The sequence below is a fragment of the Achromobacter sp. D7-1 genome (assembly GCF_059760445.1).
Map to the genome: position 1 here is coordinate 1 of NZ_JCBAMT010000047.1, position 16,485 is coordinate 16,485.

The following is a 16,485-nucleotide window of genomic DNA, read 5'->3' on the forward strand; positions in this document are numbered from 1 at the left end:
CGAAGGGGAAGTCCGGAGCGAACGCTCCGGACCGCAATCGCAGCCCCGCACACCGCGGGCCGCCGACGCGACGGGCGTCTCAAGAACTCAATACTGCAAGCAACTCAAGACGCCCATCAAAACAGACAAGGAAACTCAATTCAAACTAGCACCCGAGATCTTCACAATCTCCTGATACTTCGCCTTCTCGCCCTTCACAAATTCAGCAAACGCCTCAGGCGTCATCGGCGCAGCCTCAGACCCCATCGTCAGCAAGCGCTGCTTCACATCCGCCTGCTGCATCGCATCCGCATAAGCCTTGTTCAGCTTAGCCACCACCGGCGCCGGCGTGCCGCCCGTCGTGAACACCCCGAACCAGGTCCCCAGGTCAAAACCCTTGATCCCCGACTCTTCCACCGTAGGCACATCCGCCAGCAGCGACGAACGCTTGGCAGTCGTCACGGCCAACGCCTTCACCTTGCCGTCCTTGATCAAGGGAGCCGAAGCCGCCAGGTTGTCGAACATGAAATCCGACTGCCCCGACAGCAGCGCCAATTGCGCAGGCGCCGCGCCCTGGTAAGGAATGTGCTCGACATTGATCCCCGCGCGCGCCTTCAACAGCTCGCCCGACAGATGGCCCGCGCTGCCGTTACCGCCCGAACCGTAATTCAGCTTGCCCGGATTCTTCTTCGCGTAGTCGATCAAATCGGCCAGCTTCTCGATCTTGTTCTTCTCGGCGAACTCGACGTTCATCACCAGCACATTGGGCACCGAAGCCACGATGGTCACCGGCGCGAAATCCTTCACCGGGTCATACGGCAGATTGGCGAACAACCAGGGATTGATGGCGTGGGTCGCGACCGCGCCCATCACCAGCGTGTAGCCGTCGGCCGGCGCCTTGGCCACCAGATCGGCGCCGATATTGCCGCCCGCGCCCGAACGGTTCTCCACGATGACCGGTTGCCCCAGGGAACCGCGCACCTTCTCGGCCAGCATGCGGGCCATGGTGTCTAGCGGACCGCCAGGCGGATAAGGCACGACGAAGCGCAGCGGCTTGGTCGGGAAATCGGTGGCCTGGGCCAGCGCCGGGGCGCCGAAAGGCAGGGTGGCGGCCAGCGCCACGGCGCCTTGCAACAGGGCGCGGCGCACAGCGCTGCGGGGGGTCTGCGTCATGATTTGTTCTCCTCGCTTCGGATTGATCGCGGTCCGTAGCATACCGCAGCCGGGCAAGTAAGTAACAAGGCGCTACCACCCACTAGCCGGCAGGCGGCACCGCGTCCCAGTCCGGGCGCCGCCTGGCCTTTGCCGCCGCAACGCCCTCGACCGCCTCGGTACGCAATTGCCTGGCGAAGTGCTGCGACGCCGAGTCCAGATAGGCGCCCAGTTCCTCTTCGTGCCAGCGCTGCTGGCCGAACAGGCCCCGCAGCATGCGCTTGGTCTGGCCGGCGGCGCGCGGAGCGGCGTCCACGCAACGCCGCAGCACCTGCGCGATGCCTTCGTCCCAGCTCTGCCCGGCGTCGAACACATAGTCCAGCAAGCCGATCGAACGCGCCGCATCGGCGTCTATGCGGTCCCCGGTCAACATCATCCTGCGGGCCGCCTGCAGGCCGACGCGGGCTGCAACGAAAGGCAGGATCTGCGCCGGCACCAGGCCGATCGATACTTCCGGAAAGCCGAAACGCGCATCGCGCATGCCGACCGCCAGGTCGGCGGCGCAGACCAGGCCGGCGCCGCCTCCCATGGCGGCTCCCTGCGCCAGGGCCACGGTGATTTTGGAACTGCCCGCGAACCGCTCCAGGAAACGCCCGTAACGGCGATTGCCTGCGGCGATCGGGTCCCGGCCATCAGCGTCGGGGCTGGCCGCGATCCGATCCGCGATATTGCCCAGGTTGCCCCCGGCACTGAATGCCGGGCCTGCGGCGCTAACCGCCACGACCCTGACCGCCGAGTCGTCTTCGGCCTGACTCAACGCGTCCTCCAGCCGTTCGACCATTTCGGCCCCCAGCGGATTGCGGGCCTCGGGCCGATTGAGAACCATGTGGAAAATGGCCCCGTCCCGCCGGGTCAACAGCGGCGAGCCAGCCGCTACGCCAGATTGCGCCAGATTCATGTTTGCCGCTCCTTCAATACGTCGCGACGGCCGGAGCCGCCGCCTGTTGAATGATTCCGTCCTGCGCCAGGGCCGCGATATCCGCGGCCGAGTATTCCAGCTCCCGCAGCACCGCGTGCGTATCCTCGCCCACCGCCGGCACGCGATCATCGGCCGCGCCAACGCCCGGACGCACACCCGGCAGGCCGACAAATGGCACGCCGCCAAGTCCCGGCTGGCAGAGCGTCTGGACCAGGCCCAGATGGCGCACCTGTTCATCGTCCTGGAACTGGTCGTAGTCCTTGACCTCGCCATACAGAATGTCGTTTTCGCGGAAGCTTTGCGTCCAGTGGGCGGTAGAACGCAGGCGCAAGGCCTGCGCCACGCCGGCGTTTATCTCGTCCCCCACCTGAATGCGGTGCTGCGGCGTGTCCATGCGCGGGTCCTTCAGCCAATCATCCCGCCCGATCACCCGGCAAATCGCGGCGAACATCGCGTTGTTCATCGCAAACACCAGCACATAGCCGTCTGCCGTACTGAAAATCCCTTGCGGATATGTCACGCTGGTGGCCGGCTCCCCGCCACTCAAGGCATGGTCGATCAATGAACTGTTCTGCAATGCCGCCATGGTCGCCAGCAGACTGACGTCGATATGCGTCCCCCCTTGCCCACGCTCTCGCGCGAACAGGGCACCGCCGATCGCATTGGCGGTATAGACGCCGCAGGACAGATCGCCGACAAATGGCTTGACCCGCTGAGGCAGTCCCGCGCCGTCGCAATTCGCGGTGGTCAGCCCCGTGAGCGCCTGTACGACGGAATCCGTGCCGGGACGATCGACGTAAGGACCGGATAGGCCGAAGCCCGAGATCGACGCGTAGATCAGCCGCGGATTGATGTCGCGCAGCGTCGCGTAGCCCACGCCCAGGCGATCCGCCACGCCGGGACGGAAGCTCTGCACCACCACGTCGGCGCGCGCCGCCAGCCGGTGCAGCACATCCCGCCCAGCGTCGGTCTGCGCGTCCAGGGCAACACTGCGCTTGCCGCGGTTGAAAGCCAGCGCGATGGCGCTGAAGCCTGCGCGCGGCACGCCCATGCTGCGCCCCCAGTCGCCATGGAATGGCTCGACCTTCGTCACTCGCGCGCCCATCTGGCCCAGTATCTGCGCGCAATAAGGCCCCGCGATGCCCTGCGACAGATCGAGTACGCGCAGACCTTCATACACTTTGTGCAATGGGTTCGGATCGATGACGGAATTCACGGCAATCTCCATGGACTTGGGGAAAGGCTGGACTTGTGCCCGGCACCCGCGCGCCCGGATAATCGCCGGGGTACGCTGGCACACAAGGAAACCTCATGGTGGTGCGCGATCTGGACATAGGCTTGCTCAGGACCTTTCTTGCGGTGGCCGACCGCGAGAACTTCGCGGGCGCGGCAGACCAGGTCTTCCGCACCCAGGCCGCGGTCTCGCAACAGATGCAGCGGCTCGAGCGGCTGCTGGACTGCAAGTTGCTGGTGCGGGTCGGACGGCACAAGCGTCTCACCGAACAGGGCGTGCGCCTGCGCGAGTACGCGCGCCGCATGTTGGCGCTCAATGACGAAACCTGCCGTGCCATGAATCAGAGCGTCTTCGCGGCCCCCACCCGCATCGGCGTCTGCGCCGATGCCGTCGATACCATCCTGCCCGATTATCTGGCGCTGTGCGCGCGTACCTATCCCGGCATGCGCATCGAGATTCAGGTCAACCGCAGCCGCTGGCTGGCTTCGGCGCTGCGGCGCGGCGACATCGACCTGCTGCTCGAACTCGAACAGTTCGACGAGTTCCCCCGCATCACGTTCCGAACCTCGCCTGTGGTGTGGATATCCGGCACACATTTTCATCATCAACAGAATCACCCCTTGCCTCTGGTGCTGGTGGACTCGCCCTGCGTCTTCCGGCGCATGGCGCTGAATCGCCTTGAGCAGGAAAATCGCCCTTGGCGCAACGCGTTCCAGACGCCCACGCTGGCCGGCGTGCGCGCCGCCTTGCGGGCCGGCCTGGGCATCACGCCGCGCACCATCGAAATGCTCACGCCCGGCCTCAAGGTCGTCGGCGAAGAACTTGGCCTGCCCGTGCTGCCCTCCGCCAGCTACCATCTCTACATGCGCGCCGGCGACTGCCCGGATGGCGCCCGCAAGCTCAGCGAACTCTTCATCCCGCCCTGATCGCCGCTTGCCTGCATACGCTATGGCTGCCGCATACCCGCCGCCACGATCACCTTGCCCCATTCCACCGTGTCGCGACGCTGGATCGCGCGCAGGATCTCGGGTGAGCCGGGCTGCGGCAACAAACCCCGGTCCGTGAGGAACTGCCGTCCCTCCGGATTGTCGAGCGCCCCGTTGATCCATTCCGCCAGCCGCCTGGCAACCTCCGGCGGCGTAGAGGCCGCAGCCCAGATCGCAATCCACGACGACACGTCAAAGCCGGCGTAGCCAAGTTCCGCCACGGTCGGCACATCCGGGAAAGCGGGCACCCGCGCGGCGGTGGACACCGCCAGGGCGCGGATCTTGCCGGCGCGCATCTGCGGCGACGCGGTCACCGCATCACAGAAATAAAAGTCGTACTGGCCGCCCAACAGATCCGTCATGGCTTGCGTGCTGGCGCGATACGGAATGTTCACCGCCTTGATGCCGGACATCGCGCGAAAGCGCTCGCCCGCGATGCGTCCGCCCACGTTCGCGCTGGCGAAGCTCAGGCTCGATTGGGCGTCGCGCGCGGCGGCGACGAACGCCTGCAGGGTTTCGGCTCGCACCCGCTGCGGATTGACCACCAGGAAGTACGGCGCGGTCGCCAGCGTCGTGAGCGGAGTGAAGTCACGTTCCGGATCGTAGGACAGCGACTTGTAGATGCTGGCGTTGGCCGCATGCGTTGACGGTCCGGACACCAGCAGGTTGTAGCCGTCGCCGGATTGCCGCAGCACGTACTCGGCTGCAATATTGCCGTCGGCGCCCGGGCGGTTTTCGATGATGATCGGGCTCCCTACCTTGTCCCGGATCCGGTCCGCCACATAGCGGATGATGGTGTCGGTCGCGCCGCCCGCGCCATACGCCGCGGTCACGTGGACGGTCTTGTCCAGCGGTTGCGCGCGGCCCGCGCCGCACACCGCCAGCAAAGCGCCGGCCCCGGCCAATTGCATGAATGCCCTGCGGGTCTGTTCCATTTGTAGTCTCCTCCCATCCTTTCACTCCCGCTATCGCAGGATTTCGCCGGGACAAGGAATTTCCAGGTCCAGCAGCATCTGAGCGTACGACTTGCCCAAGGGGTCCGAGCGCAGGCTGGACGAACCTCCACCGCCCAGCGCGCGCCGCAGCACGAAATTGACTGCCCCCGTTCCCGGCAGCTCGAAACGCAGCACCTCGCCCTGCACCAGATGGCTGAAATACTCGCGCACCCGCTCGGGGGTCAGCTCGCGCAACAACACCGGCCAGTAAGTCTCGGAACGCGCGATCACGCCTATGTTCGAATCGTCCCCCTTGTCGCCGCTGCGGGCGTAGGCCAGCCTCGCCAACGGCACCCGCAAGACGCCCTCCGGGCTTGCGACGGCAGCGGGTACAGGGTGGGAAAGGCCAGGCTGCGGGAATGGGCCGTCCTCGCCGTTCTCGGGCACGGCGACCTCGGCATTGACGTCGCCGCAATGGAGCCAGATCGGCACGCACTGCTTGGCGATATAGAACGATCCCGTCTTGATGATGGCCTGGATATCGGAACGGCCGCCGAAGTGGCTGCGCGTGCCCGGCCCCATCGACGTTCCGGCCGAAGCAGACTCCTTCTGCAGGAACTCCAGACCCTTGCGTTCGGCGTGCGCGGCAGCGATGCGCAGAATCACCTCGCGGCTGTCGCTCGCGCGCGCATTGCCGCCATACATGGCCTCGGCCCCGAGCAGCTCAACCACGGTGGAGGCGTAATCGGGCAAGCCGTGCAACGCCAGCAGTTTGCGCGTGCGCCGCAGCAATTCCTCCGCGGTGCGCAAGGCCTTTGCGCGCGCCCGCGGCCCCCGGATCGCCATCATGATGCCGATCTGATAGCCGGCGTGTCCGGTGGCAGTGATTTTGTAGCGCGTGGACGGCGCGCGTCCGCGTGCGCCCTCCACGCGCACCCGGTCCGGTCCCGTCTCGCGGATGGACACCTGCCGCAAGTCGCAGACCACGTCTGGAAGCTCGTACGCCGCGGGATCACCAATCTCGTACAGCAGCTGTTCGGCCACCGTGGCACGGCTGACCAGGCCTCCGGTCGCCGGCGGCTTGGTCAGGTCGAACCCGCCCCCCGAATCCAGCGCCACGATCGGATAGCCTATGTTCGCCCAATCCGGCACCGACTCCCAGTCCGTGAAGAGGCCGCCGGTCGCCTGCGGACCGCATTCGATCAGGTGGCCGGCCAGGCTGGCCTGTGCCAGGCGGTCATAGTCCGAGTAGGTCCAATCGAACTCATGTATCGCTATGCCGAGCACGCTGGCGCTGTCCACCGCGCGCCCCGTAATCACGATATCGGCGTCCTGCGCCAGCGCCTGAACGATGGGATAGGCGCCGAGATAGGCATTGGCCGACAACAGCGGCCCGAAGCCGTCCAGGCCAGGCAGGGGCCGGCCCTGGGCGTCGGTGAACTCCGCCTGCAACTCGGCCACGTCGTCGCCAGTGACCACGGCGATGCGCGGCGCCAGGCCCTGTTCGCGGGCGAAAGCCAGGATGGCGTCGCGGCAAGCCTGCGGGTTCAAGCCGCCGGCGTTCGACACCAGCCGCACGCCGCGCGCCAGCAAGGTCTGCAAATGCGGGCGCAGTACGCTGACGAAGTCGGTGGCGTAGCCCAGCTCTGGGTTGCGCATGCGTGCCCGTTGCAGGATCGACATCGTCGTTTCCGCCAGATAATCGAAAACGATGTAATCCAGCTTGCCGGCCGTCAGCAGCTGCGGAATCGCGATCTGGGAATCCCCCCAGAATCCCGATGCGCATCCGATATGCACGGGCTCGTTGCGCCGCCGCGTCCGGCTCTCGCTGTCGTTCGCGCTCATGGCTGCACCTCCATCAATGCCTGTCCAGTACTGACCTGATCTCCGGCAGTGACGGCAAGCTTTGCCACCACGCCCGCGCCGCCTGCCGCGATAGACATTTCCATCTTCATGGACTCCAGCACCAGCACCGTCTGCTGCGCCGTCACGCTGTCTCCGTCACGGACGTCGACACTGATCACCCTGCCGCTCATCGGCGCGCGCAACAGCCGAGCGTGCCCGTCCCTCTGGTCCTCGCGGCCGGCAAAGCGCGTGGCGCGCACGAAGCGCCAAACGCTGGCGCCGTCCTGCACCCACACGGCGGCCGCCGCATCCTTGGCCACCCGCAGGCTCCGGCGCAGTCCGTCCAGGACCAACGCCATTTCGCCATCGCGGCGATGCAAAGCGTCAATCCTGATCTCTCTGCATTCGCCCTCGGCAACATGCCCTTCCCAAGCCCGGACCGACAGGCCGCCATCCGCCTGTTGCACAATGTGCAGCAACCGCGAGTTGCCGTCCGAGGTATCGTCCAAGGCCACGTCACCGGCCGCGGCCAGGCCCGGCCTGGCACCTCCCGCGGGCCAATCCGCCAGTGCGAGCACCGCGGCGGCCAACGCATGCGCCGAAGGCTCCGCCCGCCAATACGCCGACGCCATGTCCTGGCCTCCCACGAAGGTCGTCGCCACGCCGCCGTCGCGAAAATCCGGATGGTTGATCGCCCGCGCCAGGAAATGCAGGTTGGAACGGACCCCTAGCAAGCCCCCGGCTTCGCAGGCCCGCGTCAGCTTACCGATGCACTCGTCCCGCGTTGCGCCCCACACCAGGTACTTGGCCAACATGGAGTCGTAATACGGCGTGACCTCCAGACCGTCCTCGAGCGCGGTGTCGACGCGCAGGCCGGGGGGCTTGATCCACCTGAGCACCGAACCGACCTGCGGCATGAAGCCGGCGGCCGGATCCTCCGCGCAGACCCTCAACTCCATCGCATGGCCGTGGCTGCGCACATCCTCCTGCCGGAAATCCAGCATTTCGCCCTGCGCCACCCTCAGTTGCCACTGCACCAGATCGATGCCAGTAACCAGCTCGGTCACGCCGTGCTCGACCTGCAGCCGGGTATTCATTTCCATGAAGTAGAAATTGCCCTGTTCGTCCAGCAGGAACTCCAGCGTGCCTGCGCCGACGTAGCCGATCGCCTGGCAGGCACGCACCGCCACGGCGCCCATGCGTGCGCGCAGCTCCGGCGACACCGCGGGCGATGGGCTTTCCTCGACCAGCTTCTGATAGCGCCGTTGCAGCGAACAGTCGCGCTCGCCCAGATGCACGACGCTGCCGTGTTCATCGCACAGCACCTGGATCTCGACGTGGCGCGCCGCCTGGATCGCCTTTTCGAGGATCAGTTCATCCGAGCCGAAGGCGCCCAGCGCTTCCGAGCGAGCCAGCGGCAGCGCCTGCGCCAGATCGGTGTCGTCCTGCGCCAGGCGCATGCCGCGCCCGCCCCCGCCGGCCGCGGCCTTCAGCAAGACCGGGTAGCCTATGGCGCGCGCCCGCGCCGACAGTTCACGGTCATCCGCGATGCCTTGCGCACCCGGCACCGTCGGCACGTCGGCGTGCCGCAGCGCTTCCTTGGCGCGAGCCTTGTTGCCCATCAAGGCGATCATCTCGGCCGACGGCCCTACGAAAGTCAGCCCTGCTTGCGTCACCGCGCGGGCAAAGTCGGCGTTCTCTGAAAGAAACCCGTAACCGGGATGCACCGCCTGCGCGCCGCTGGCGGCGCAGGCGCGCAGAATGGCGTCCACATTGCGATAGCTCGCCTGAGCCGGCGCCGCGCCTACGTGCACCGCCATGTCGGCTTCACGCACATGGCGTGATTCCGCGTCGGCATCCGAGTACACCGCGACCGTGCGCAGGCCCAAGGCGCGCGCCGCGCGGATCACTCGCAACGCGATCTCACCGCGGTTGGCCACCAGCAAGGTATCGAATCTCATCATGTCCACCTTTGCGGCGTCACGCCGCGCGTGCGGGCAAGATGCCCATGTGCTTGCAGATGATGGTGAGCATGATCTCGTCAGCGCCGCCGCCGATGGAAATCAGGCGCAGGTCGCGCCAGGCGCGCGACACTGCGTTTTCCCAGGTAAAGCCCATGCCTCCCCAGTACTGCAGGCACGAATCCGTGACCTCGCGGCACAGGCGCCCCGCCTTGAGTTTGGCCATTGATGCCAGCTCCGTCATGTCGCCGCCGTCCATATGCACGCGGGCCGCGCGATAGACCATGGCGCGCAGCATCTCGACTTCCGTCTTCAGCTCCGCCAGCCGGAAATGCACCGCCTGGTTGTCCAGCAGCGGTTTACCGAAGACCAGGCGCTGGCGCGTGTAGTCGATGGTGTCGTTGATCACATCGCCCAGGGCCGTGACGCGCCGGGTCGCGCCGCTGAGGCGCTCTTCCTGGAATTGGCGCATCTGGTAGGTAAAGCCCATGCCTTCCTCCCCGATGCGGTAGCGCTGCGGCACGCGCACTTCATCGAAGAAAACCTGCGCGGTGTCCGAGGACCACATGCCCACTTTCTTGATCTTGTTCATCGTGACGCCAGGCACCGGCTTGCCGTTTTCCTGCTTCAGCGGAAGACAGATCAGCGACTTGTTGCGGTGCGGCTTGTCGTCGCTGGTGTTGGCCAGCAAACACATCCAGTCGGCCTGGGTAGCATTGGTTATCCACATCTTGGAACCGCTGATCACGTAGTCGTCGCCGTCCTTGCGGGCGGTCGTCTTCAGCGAAGCCACGTCCGACCCAGCCCCGGTTTCGGATACGCCCAGGCAGGCCACGTAATCCCCGGCGATGGAGGGCCGCAGGAACTGTTCACGCACGGCATCGTTGCCGAAGCGCGCCAGGGCCGGCGTGGCCATGTCGGTCTGCACCGCGATGGCCATGCCCACGCCGCCGGCACGCACCGAGCCGATAGCCTCGCAGAACGCGATTTCATAGGAATAATCCAGCCCCATGCCGCCGAACTCCGTGGGCTTGTTCACTCCCAGAAAGCCCGCCCGGCCCAGCTTCTTGAAGACCTCATGGGCAGGGAATATCTGCTCTTCCTCCCATTGATCCAGGTAGGGATTGATCTCCCGCCCGATCAACTGGCGTACGCCATCCTGCAGCGCGATGTGCTCATGGGTAAACATGGAATCTCCTCGTTAGAATCTTGCGACGCCGAACTGGATCGGATGAAGGTCGCGTTTTGCCGACCGCGTGCATGCGGCCAGCGCTACTTCCAGCACTTCCCGGGTGGTGCGCGGGTCTATCACGCCGTCATCCAGCAGCAGGCTGCTGGTATGCACGGCGGAAGACTGCAACTCGAATGTCCGCACGATTTCCTGGCTTTCCGCCTCCAGGCCGGCGTGATCTGGTTCGGTACCCGCCCGCCTGGCGCTGTTTTCCGCAACGCGCCGCATGGTCATGGCGGCCTGCTCGCCCCCCATCACGGCGGTCCTGGCGTTCGGCCATGAAAACAGGAAGTCCGGCTTGAACGCGCGGCCGCACATGCCGTAGTTGCCGGCGCCGAAGGACGCGCCGCAAAGTATGGTCAGGCGCGGCACGTCAGCGTTGGACAGCGCCTGGATGAGCTTGGCGCCATGCTTGATCATCCCGGCCTCCTCGTGCGCCCGGCCCACCACGAAGCCCGTGATGTTTTGCAGGAACACGATGGGCCGCCCCAGTTGCGAACAGAGCTGGATGAACTGCGCGGCCTTGGTCGAGCCTGCGGTATCGAGAGGGCCATTGTTGGTGAGCAAGCCTATTGGCGTGCCGCACAGCGCCGCATAGCCGCAAACCGTGGCCACGCCGTAGTCACGTTTGAATTCGTGGAACTCGGATCCATCGACCAGCCGCGCAATGACCTCCCGCATGTCCACCGGCATCCGGTAGTCGGCTGGCATGATGCCCAGCAGATCCTGGATGTCGTGCAGCGGCGGCGCGCCGGCTTCCGTGCTTTCTCGCTCGGCCCAACCGAAGGCGCTCACGATGTCGCGCACCTGCAGGATGGCCTCGCGGTCGTTTTCGGCAACGTAATCGGCAAGCCCCGATACCGCCGCATGCATCGCCGCCCCGCCCAGTTCCTCTTCGGTCGCGATCTCTCCCGTGGCGGCTTGCAACAGGGCCGGACCGGCAAGGAAGGCATGCGCCTGATTGCGCACCATCACGACGTAGTCGGAAAGACCCGGCAGATACGCCCCGCCCGCGGTGGACGATCCATGCACCAGGGAGACCACTGGGATTCCCGCCGCGGATAGTTTCGCCAGGTTGTAGAACATGCCGCCGCCATGGACGAAGCGTTCCGCCCGGTACTTTTTCAGATTCCCGCCCGCGCTCTCCACCAGCTGGATGAAAGGCAGGCGATTGGCCAGCGCGATCTCCTGGCAGCGCATGACCTTCTGGGCCGTCATGGCCTGCATGGCGCCCGCGCTGATGCCGGCGTCATTGATAACGATCATGCAGCGCACGCCGCACACTACCCCCACGCCCGCGATGATGGCGGCGCCGGGCACGCTGGTGGCGGGATCCGGATCCTCGATGCCGCAATAGCCGGCCAGCTTCATCAATTCCAGGAACGGGCTGCCAGGGTCGATCAACGCCGCCAGGCGCTCCCGCGGCAGCAGCTTGCCGCGCTTGCGGAATGCGGGCGCCGCCTGGGCCGACCGGTCCGCCGCCCGCTGCTCCAGCTGCGCCAACTCCGAAAGCAGCGCCAGCATCTGTTCGCGGTTGCGCTGATAGGCGGGAGATTGCCTGTCGAGGCGGGATTCCAGATCAGCCATGGTTGCGAGCGCCTTATGTCGGGTTCCGGGGAGCGTCCGGCAAACCCGACGCGTGAACCTATGATGGGGTACCCGACGCGCCCGCACAATCAAGAACTCGTCCGCGGACACATTAGAATCATTTAAGTATCGGCGCCCGCGGCGGCGCAAAAAAAACCCGCCACATCGGTGGCGGGTTCTCGGAAAATCAAGCGGCAGTCAGTGCAGGATCTGGCTCAGGAACAGCTTGGTCCGTTCATTCTGCGGATTGTCGAAGAACTCGTCAGGGCTGTTCTGCTCGATGATCTCGCCGCGGTCCATGAAGATGACGCGATTGGCGACCTTGCGCGCGAAGCCCATTTCGTGGGTCACGCAGATCATGGTCATGCCGCTTTCCTGGGCCAAGGTGACCATCACGTCCAGCACTTCCTTGACCATTTCCGGGTCCAGCGCGGAAGTTGGCTCATCGAACAGCATGATCTTGGGGCTCATGCACAGCGAACGCGCGATCGCCACGCGCTGCTGCTGGCCGCCCGACAGCTGGCCGGGAAATTTCTTGGCCTGGTCCGGGATGCGCACGCGCTCCAGGTACTTCATGGCCGTGGCCTCGGCTTCGGCGCGCGGCTTCTTCAGCACCCACATGGGACCCAGCGTCAGGTTCTCCAGCACCGTCAGGTGCGGGAACAAGTTGAAGTGCTGGAACACCATGCCGACGTCCTTGCGGATGGTCTCGATGTGCTTGAGGTCGTTGGTGAGCTCCGTGCCGTCCACGATGATGTGGCCCTTCTGGTGCTCTTCCAGGCGGTTGATGCAGCGGATCATGGTGGACTTGCCCGAGCCCGACGGCCCGCACACCACGATGCGTTCACCCGGCGCGACGTCCAGGTTGATGTTGCGCAGCACGTGGAACTGGCCGTACCACTTGTTCACGTCCTGCAATTTGATGATGGCATCAGACATGCCCGTACTCCCGTAAGTATCGCGGTGCGCGCCCGCCCGAGGCGGACGCGCTGCAAAGTTCTAGCGTGCGTGTCCCGTGGCCAGGCGTTTTTCCAGCGCCTGGCTGTACTTGGACATGGAGAAGCAGAAGACGAAGTAGATGAGCGAAATGAACAGGTACGCCTCCACCCCGAATCCGCGCCATGCCGCGTCGGACAAGGCCGCCTTGGCCGCCAGCGTCAGGTCGAAAATGCCGATGATCACCACCAGCGAGGTGTCCTTGAACAACGCGATGAAGATGCTGACCAGCGGCGGAATGACGATCTTCAGCGCCTGCGGCAGGATGATCTTGCGCATCTGCTGCCAGTAGTTCAGGCCCAGCGAATCCGCGCCCTCGTACTGGCCCTTGGGGATCGCCTGCAGGCCGCCGCGCACGGTTTCGGCGATGTACGCCGCCGCGAACATGATGATCGCGATCTGCGCGCGCAGCAGCTTGTCGATGGAGAAGCCTTCCGGCAGGAACAGCGGCAGCATCACCGAGGACATGAACAGCAGGCTGATCAGCGGCACGCCGCGGATCAGCTCGATGTACACGACGCACAGCGCCTTGATGGCCGGCATCTTGGAGCGCCGGCCCAAGGCCAGCAGCACGCCGATGGGGAAGGCGAAGGCGATGCCGAACGTGGACAAAATCAGCGTCAGCGGCAGGCCGCCCCAGCGTGCATTTTCCACGTAGGACAGGCCGAACACGCCGCCCCACGTCAAAAGCGCCACGGCCGTCAGGCCCACGGTCCAGATGACAGCAAGCTTCCAGTTCCAGAAGCGGCGGATGCCGCTGCAGACGATCACCGCCACCAGGATGACGGTCGCGATCAGCGGACGCCATTGCTCGTCGAACGGATAGGTGCCGAACAGGATCAGCCGGTGCTTCTCGATGATGAACGCCCAGCAGGCGCCGCCGGAAGCGCGGCACTCCTGCGCGTTGGTCGCGGAGAAGTTCGCCTTGATGAAGGCCCACTCCACCAGCGCCGGCACCGCCATCAGCAGGAACCAGGCCAGCAGTACCGTGATGAGGATGTTCAGCGGCGACGAAAACAGGCGCGACTTGAGCCATGCCCAGAAACCCACATGGGTGCTGGGTGGCGGCAGCCCTTCGGCGGGGATATGCGTAGTGCTGCTCATATCAACGCTCCACCAGCGCGATGCGCTTGTTGTACCAGTTCATGAATATCGAAATCGACAGGCTGACCGTGAGGTAGGCGCCCATGATGATGAGAATGCCTTCGATGGCCTGGCCGGTCTGGTTCAGTGTGGTGTTCACCACCGACACAATGTCGGGGTAGCCGATGGCCACGGCCAGCGAGCTGTTCTTGGTCAGGTTCAGGTACTGGCTGGTCATCGGCGGGATGATCACGCGCAGCGCCTGCGGCAGCACCACCAGGCGCAGCACCTGCTTGCGGCGCAGGCCCAGCGAACCGGCGGCTTCCCACTGGCCAGTATTGACCGCCTGGATGCCCGAACGCACCACTTCGGCGATGAAGGCCGAGGTGTAGACCACCAGGCCCGCCATCAAGGCGGCAAACTCCGGCGACAGGGTCAGACCGCCCGAGAAGTTGAAGCCCTTGAGCACCGGCATGTCCAAGGTCAGCGAGGCGCCGCTGGCCAGCCAGCCGACGATGGGCAGGCCGATGAGCAGGCCGATGGCGGCACGGACCAGCGGGAACACCCGGCCGGTCGCCTCCTGGCGTTTCTTGCCCCAGTGGCCCAGGAAGATGATCGCCACGATGGCCAGGCCCAGACCGCCCAGCATCCAGTCCAGCGAATTGCCTTCCAGCCCCGGCACCTTCAGGCCGCGGTTGGAGATGAACACGCCTGGCAACGGATTATGCGCCTGGCGCGGACCCGGCATGTTTTCCGTGATCAGCGCGTACCAGAAGAACAGCTGCAGCAGCAGCGGCACGTTGCGCATCACTTCGACATAGACCGACGTGATCTTGGCGACCAGCCAGTTCTTGGACAGGCGGCCGATGCCGATCAGCGTGCCGAGGATCGTCGCCAGCACGATGCCGATGACGGCCACGCGCAGCGTGTTGAGCAGGCCCACCAGGATGGCGCGGCCGTAGGTGTCGGAGGGGCTGTAGGCGATGGGTGTTTCGCCGATGGCGAAGCCGGCCTCGCGTTGCAGGAAGCCGAAGCCCGTGGCGATATTGCGCACGGACAGGTTGTGCAGCGTGTTTGAAACCAGGAACCACACGGCCCAGGCCACCGCGGCCAGCGCCAGCACCTGGTAGACCACGGAGCGTACGCCGGGATCGTTCCAGTTCAGACGCCGGGGAGGGGCCGATGCAGGCGCGCTTTTATTGGGAGTATTCATGAGTGAATCTACAGAAGTCGGAATACCGGGCGGCGAAGCCGGCGAGGCCGCGCCACCCACTCCTGCCACCCGCCCGAAGGCGGGAGAGGAAAAACGGAGCACCAGGCTCCGTTTTTCCAGGCAGCCGTGTGTTAGCGCACCGGCCAGCCGTACATCAAGCCACCATTCTTGTAGGAAGCGTTCAAACCGCGTTCCAGCTTCATTGCGCTGCTCTTGCCCAGCGTGTTTTCGAAGCTTTCACCGTAGTTGCCCACGTTCTTGATGATGTTGTAGGCCCACTTGTCATCCACGCCCAGGTTCTTGCCCATGCCCGGGGTCACGCCCAGGATGCGCTGGATGTTGGGGTTGGGGCTCTTCGCCATTTCGTCGACGTTGGCCTTGGTGATGCCGTATTCCTCGGCTTCGAGCATGGCGTTGAGCGACCAGCGCACGATGTTGAACCATTGCTCGTCGCCCTGGCGCACCATGGGGCCCAGCGGCTCCTTGGAGAAGTCTTCAGGCAGGATGACGAACTTGTCCGGGTTCTCAAGCGTGGTGCGGGTGGAAGCCAGTTGCGACTTGTCGGTGGTGAAGGCGTCGCAGCGGCCGGCCGAGAAGGCGCGGATGATTTCGTCGTACTTGTCGATCACGACAGGCTTGAATTCGATCTTCTGGCCGCGGAACCAGTCAGCCAGGTTCAGTTCGGTCGTGGTGCCGGGCTGCACGCAGATGGTGGCGCCGTTCAGTTCCTTGGCGCTCTTGACGTTCAGGTCCTTGGAGACCATGACGCCCTGGCTGTCGTAGTAGTTCACGCCCACGCCGATCAGGCCCAGCGTCGTGTCGCGCGTCAGCGTGACGGTGGTGTTGCGGGTGAGGACGTCCACTTCGCCGGATTGCAGGGCGGTGAAGCGCTGCTGCGTGTTCAGCGGGGTGAATTTGACCTTGGTGGCGTCGCCGAACATGGTCGAGGCGATGGCGCGGCACAGGTCGACGTCGATGCCCTTGTATTCGCCCTTGCTGTCAGCGATGGAGAACCCCGGAATGCCCGTCGAAACCCCGCACTGGACAAACCCTTTTTTCTTGACGTTATCGAAGGTTGCGCCCGCATTGGCGGCCGCGGATGCAGCAAACAGGGCGGCGCCGACAGCAGCGAGTTTCAGTACTTTCATCGTGTTCTCCGTGTGGGATAAAGCGAAGTCGCACGCAGGCCGGGTTGGGTCCACGTATGGGGCGGATGGTAGCGTCCGCGCCACTCGCGGCGCATCCGGGAATTCCCTTGAAATATAGGGACACTGGATGAAATGAAACGCTGTTTCCCGACAAAA

13 protein-coding genes are annotated in these 16,485 nt (G+C 65.1%); 1 reads left to right on the forward strand and 12 read right to left on the reverse strand.

Annotated elements, in window-relative coordinates:
• Positions 1–135 precede the first annotated feature (135 nt).
• The 3 genes from AC6LKD_RS19595 to AC6LKD_RS19605 all read right to left on the reverse strand — a co-directional run bounded on the left by AC6LKD_RS19595 (position 136) and on the right by AC6LKD_RS19605 (position 3,326).
• Entirely contained in the window at positions 136–1,152 is a 1,017-nt protein-coding gene (locus AC6LKD_RS19595; RefSeq protein WP_013396497.1) for a Bug family tripartite tricarboxylate transporter substrate binding protein, read from the reverse strand.
• Between the two features lie 82 nt (positions 1,153–1,234).
• Positions 1,235–2,089: an enoyl-CoA hydratase/isomerase family protein gene (locus tag AC6LKD_RS19600; RefSeq protein WP_013396498.1), complete on the reverse strand. Its 855-nt coding sequence runs from the start codon at positions 2,087–2,089 to the stop codon at positions 1,235–1,237.
• Between the two features lie 13 nt (positions 2,090–2,102).
• The gene (locus AC6LKD_RS19605) at positions 2,103–3,326 is read right to left on the reverse strand and encodes a CaiB/BaiF CoA transferase family protein (protein ID WP_498117174.1); all 1,224 of its coding nucleotides are present in this window, start codon (positions 3,324–3,326) and stop codon (positions 2,103–2,105) included.
• 95 nt (positions 3,327–3,421) lie between these two features.
• Between AC6LKD_RS19605 and AC6LKD_RS19610 the strand changes: the two genes are divergently transcribed.
• Positions 3,422–4,270 (forward strand): LysR family transcriptional regulator, encoded by an 849-nt coding sequence (locus AC6LKD_RS19610; RefSeq protein ID WP_498117176.1) that lies wholly within the window; start codon positions 3,422–3,424, stop codon positions 4,268–4,270.
• Between the two features lie 20 nt (positions 4,271–4,290).
• On the opposite strand, the gene AC6LKD_RS19615 is transcribed toward AC6LKD_RS19610, so the two are convergent.
• The 9 genes from AC6LKD_RS19615 to AC6LKD_RS19655 form a co-directional block, all read right to left on the reverse strand.
• On the reverse strand, positions 4,291–5,265 hold the full coding sequence (locus tag AC6LKD_RS19615) for a Bug family tripartite tricarboxylate transporter substrate binding protein (protein ID WP_498117178.1): 975 nt from the start codon (positions 5,263–5,265) through the stop codon (positions 4,291–4,293).
• A 30-nt stretch (positions 5,266–5,295) separates the two neighbouring features.
• Positions 5,296–7,110, reverse strand: coding sequence for an acyclic terpene utilization AtuA family protein (locus AC6LKD_RS19620; protein ID WP_498117180.1), 1,815 nt, complete (start codon positions 7,108–7,110; stop codon positions 5,296–5,298).
• Positions 7,107–9,074, reverse strand: a complete 1,968-nt coding sequence (locus AC6LKD_RS19625) for an acetyl/propionyl/methylcrotonyl-CoA carboxylase subunit alpha (RefSeq protein WP_498117182.1) — start codon at positions 9,072–9,074, stop codon at positions 7,107–7,109. Before AC6LKD_RS19625 ends, AC6LKD_RS19620 begins: the two co-directional genes overlap by 4 nt.
• Positions 9,075–9,090: 16 nt before the next feature.
• Positions 9,091–10,260 (reverse strand): acyl-CoA dehydrogenase family protein, encoded by a 1,170-nt coding sequence (locus AC6LKD_RS19630; protein WP_013396504.1) that lies wholly within the window; start codon positions 10,258–10,260, stop codon positions 9,091–9,093.
• A gap of 12 nt (positions 10,261–10,272) precedes the next feature.
• Positions 10,273–11,889: an acyl-CoA carboxylase subunit beta gene (locus tag AC6LKD_RS19635; protein ID WP_013396505.1), complete on the reverse strand. Its 1,617-nt coding sequence runs from the start codon at positions 11,887–11,889 to the stop codon at positions 10,273–10,275.
• 198 nt (positions 11,890–12,087) lie between these two features.
• Complete coding sequence (locus AC6LKD_RS19640; protein WP_173144228.1) at positions 12,088–12,828, reverse strand: amino acid ABC transporter ATP-binding protein; 741 nt, start codon at positions 12,826–12,828, stop codon at positions 12,088–12,090.
• 60 nt (positions 12,829–12,888) lie between these two features.
• A complete protein-coding gene (locus AC6LKD_RS19645) occupies positions 12,889–13,989 on the reverse strand; it encodes an amino acid ABC transporter permease (protein ID WP_498117183.1) in 1,101 nt (366 codons plus the stop codon).
• Between the two features lies 1 nt (position 13,990).
• Positions 13,991–15,181, reverse strand: coding sequence for an amino acid ABC transporter permease (locus AC6LKD_RS19650; RefSeq protein WP_498117185.1), 1,191 nt, complete (start codon positions 15,179–15,181; stop codon positions 13,991–13,993).
• 131 nt (positions 15,182–15,312) lie between these two features.
• On the reverse strand, positions 15,313–16,329 hold the full coding sequence (locus tag AC6LKD_RS19655; protein WP_013396509.1) for an amino acid ABC transporter substrate-binding protein: 1,017 nt from the start codon (positions 16,327–16,329) through the stop codon (positions 15,313–15,315).
• Between the last annotated feature and the right edge of the window lie 156 nt (positions 16,330–16,485).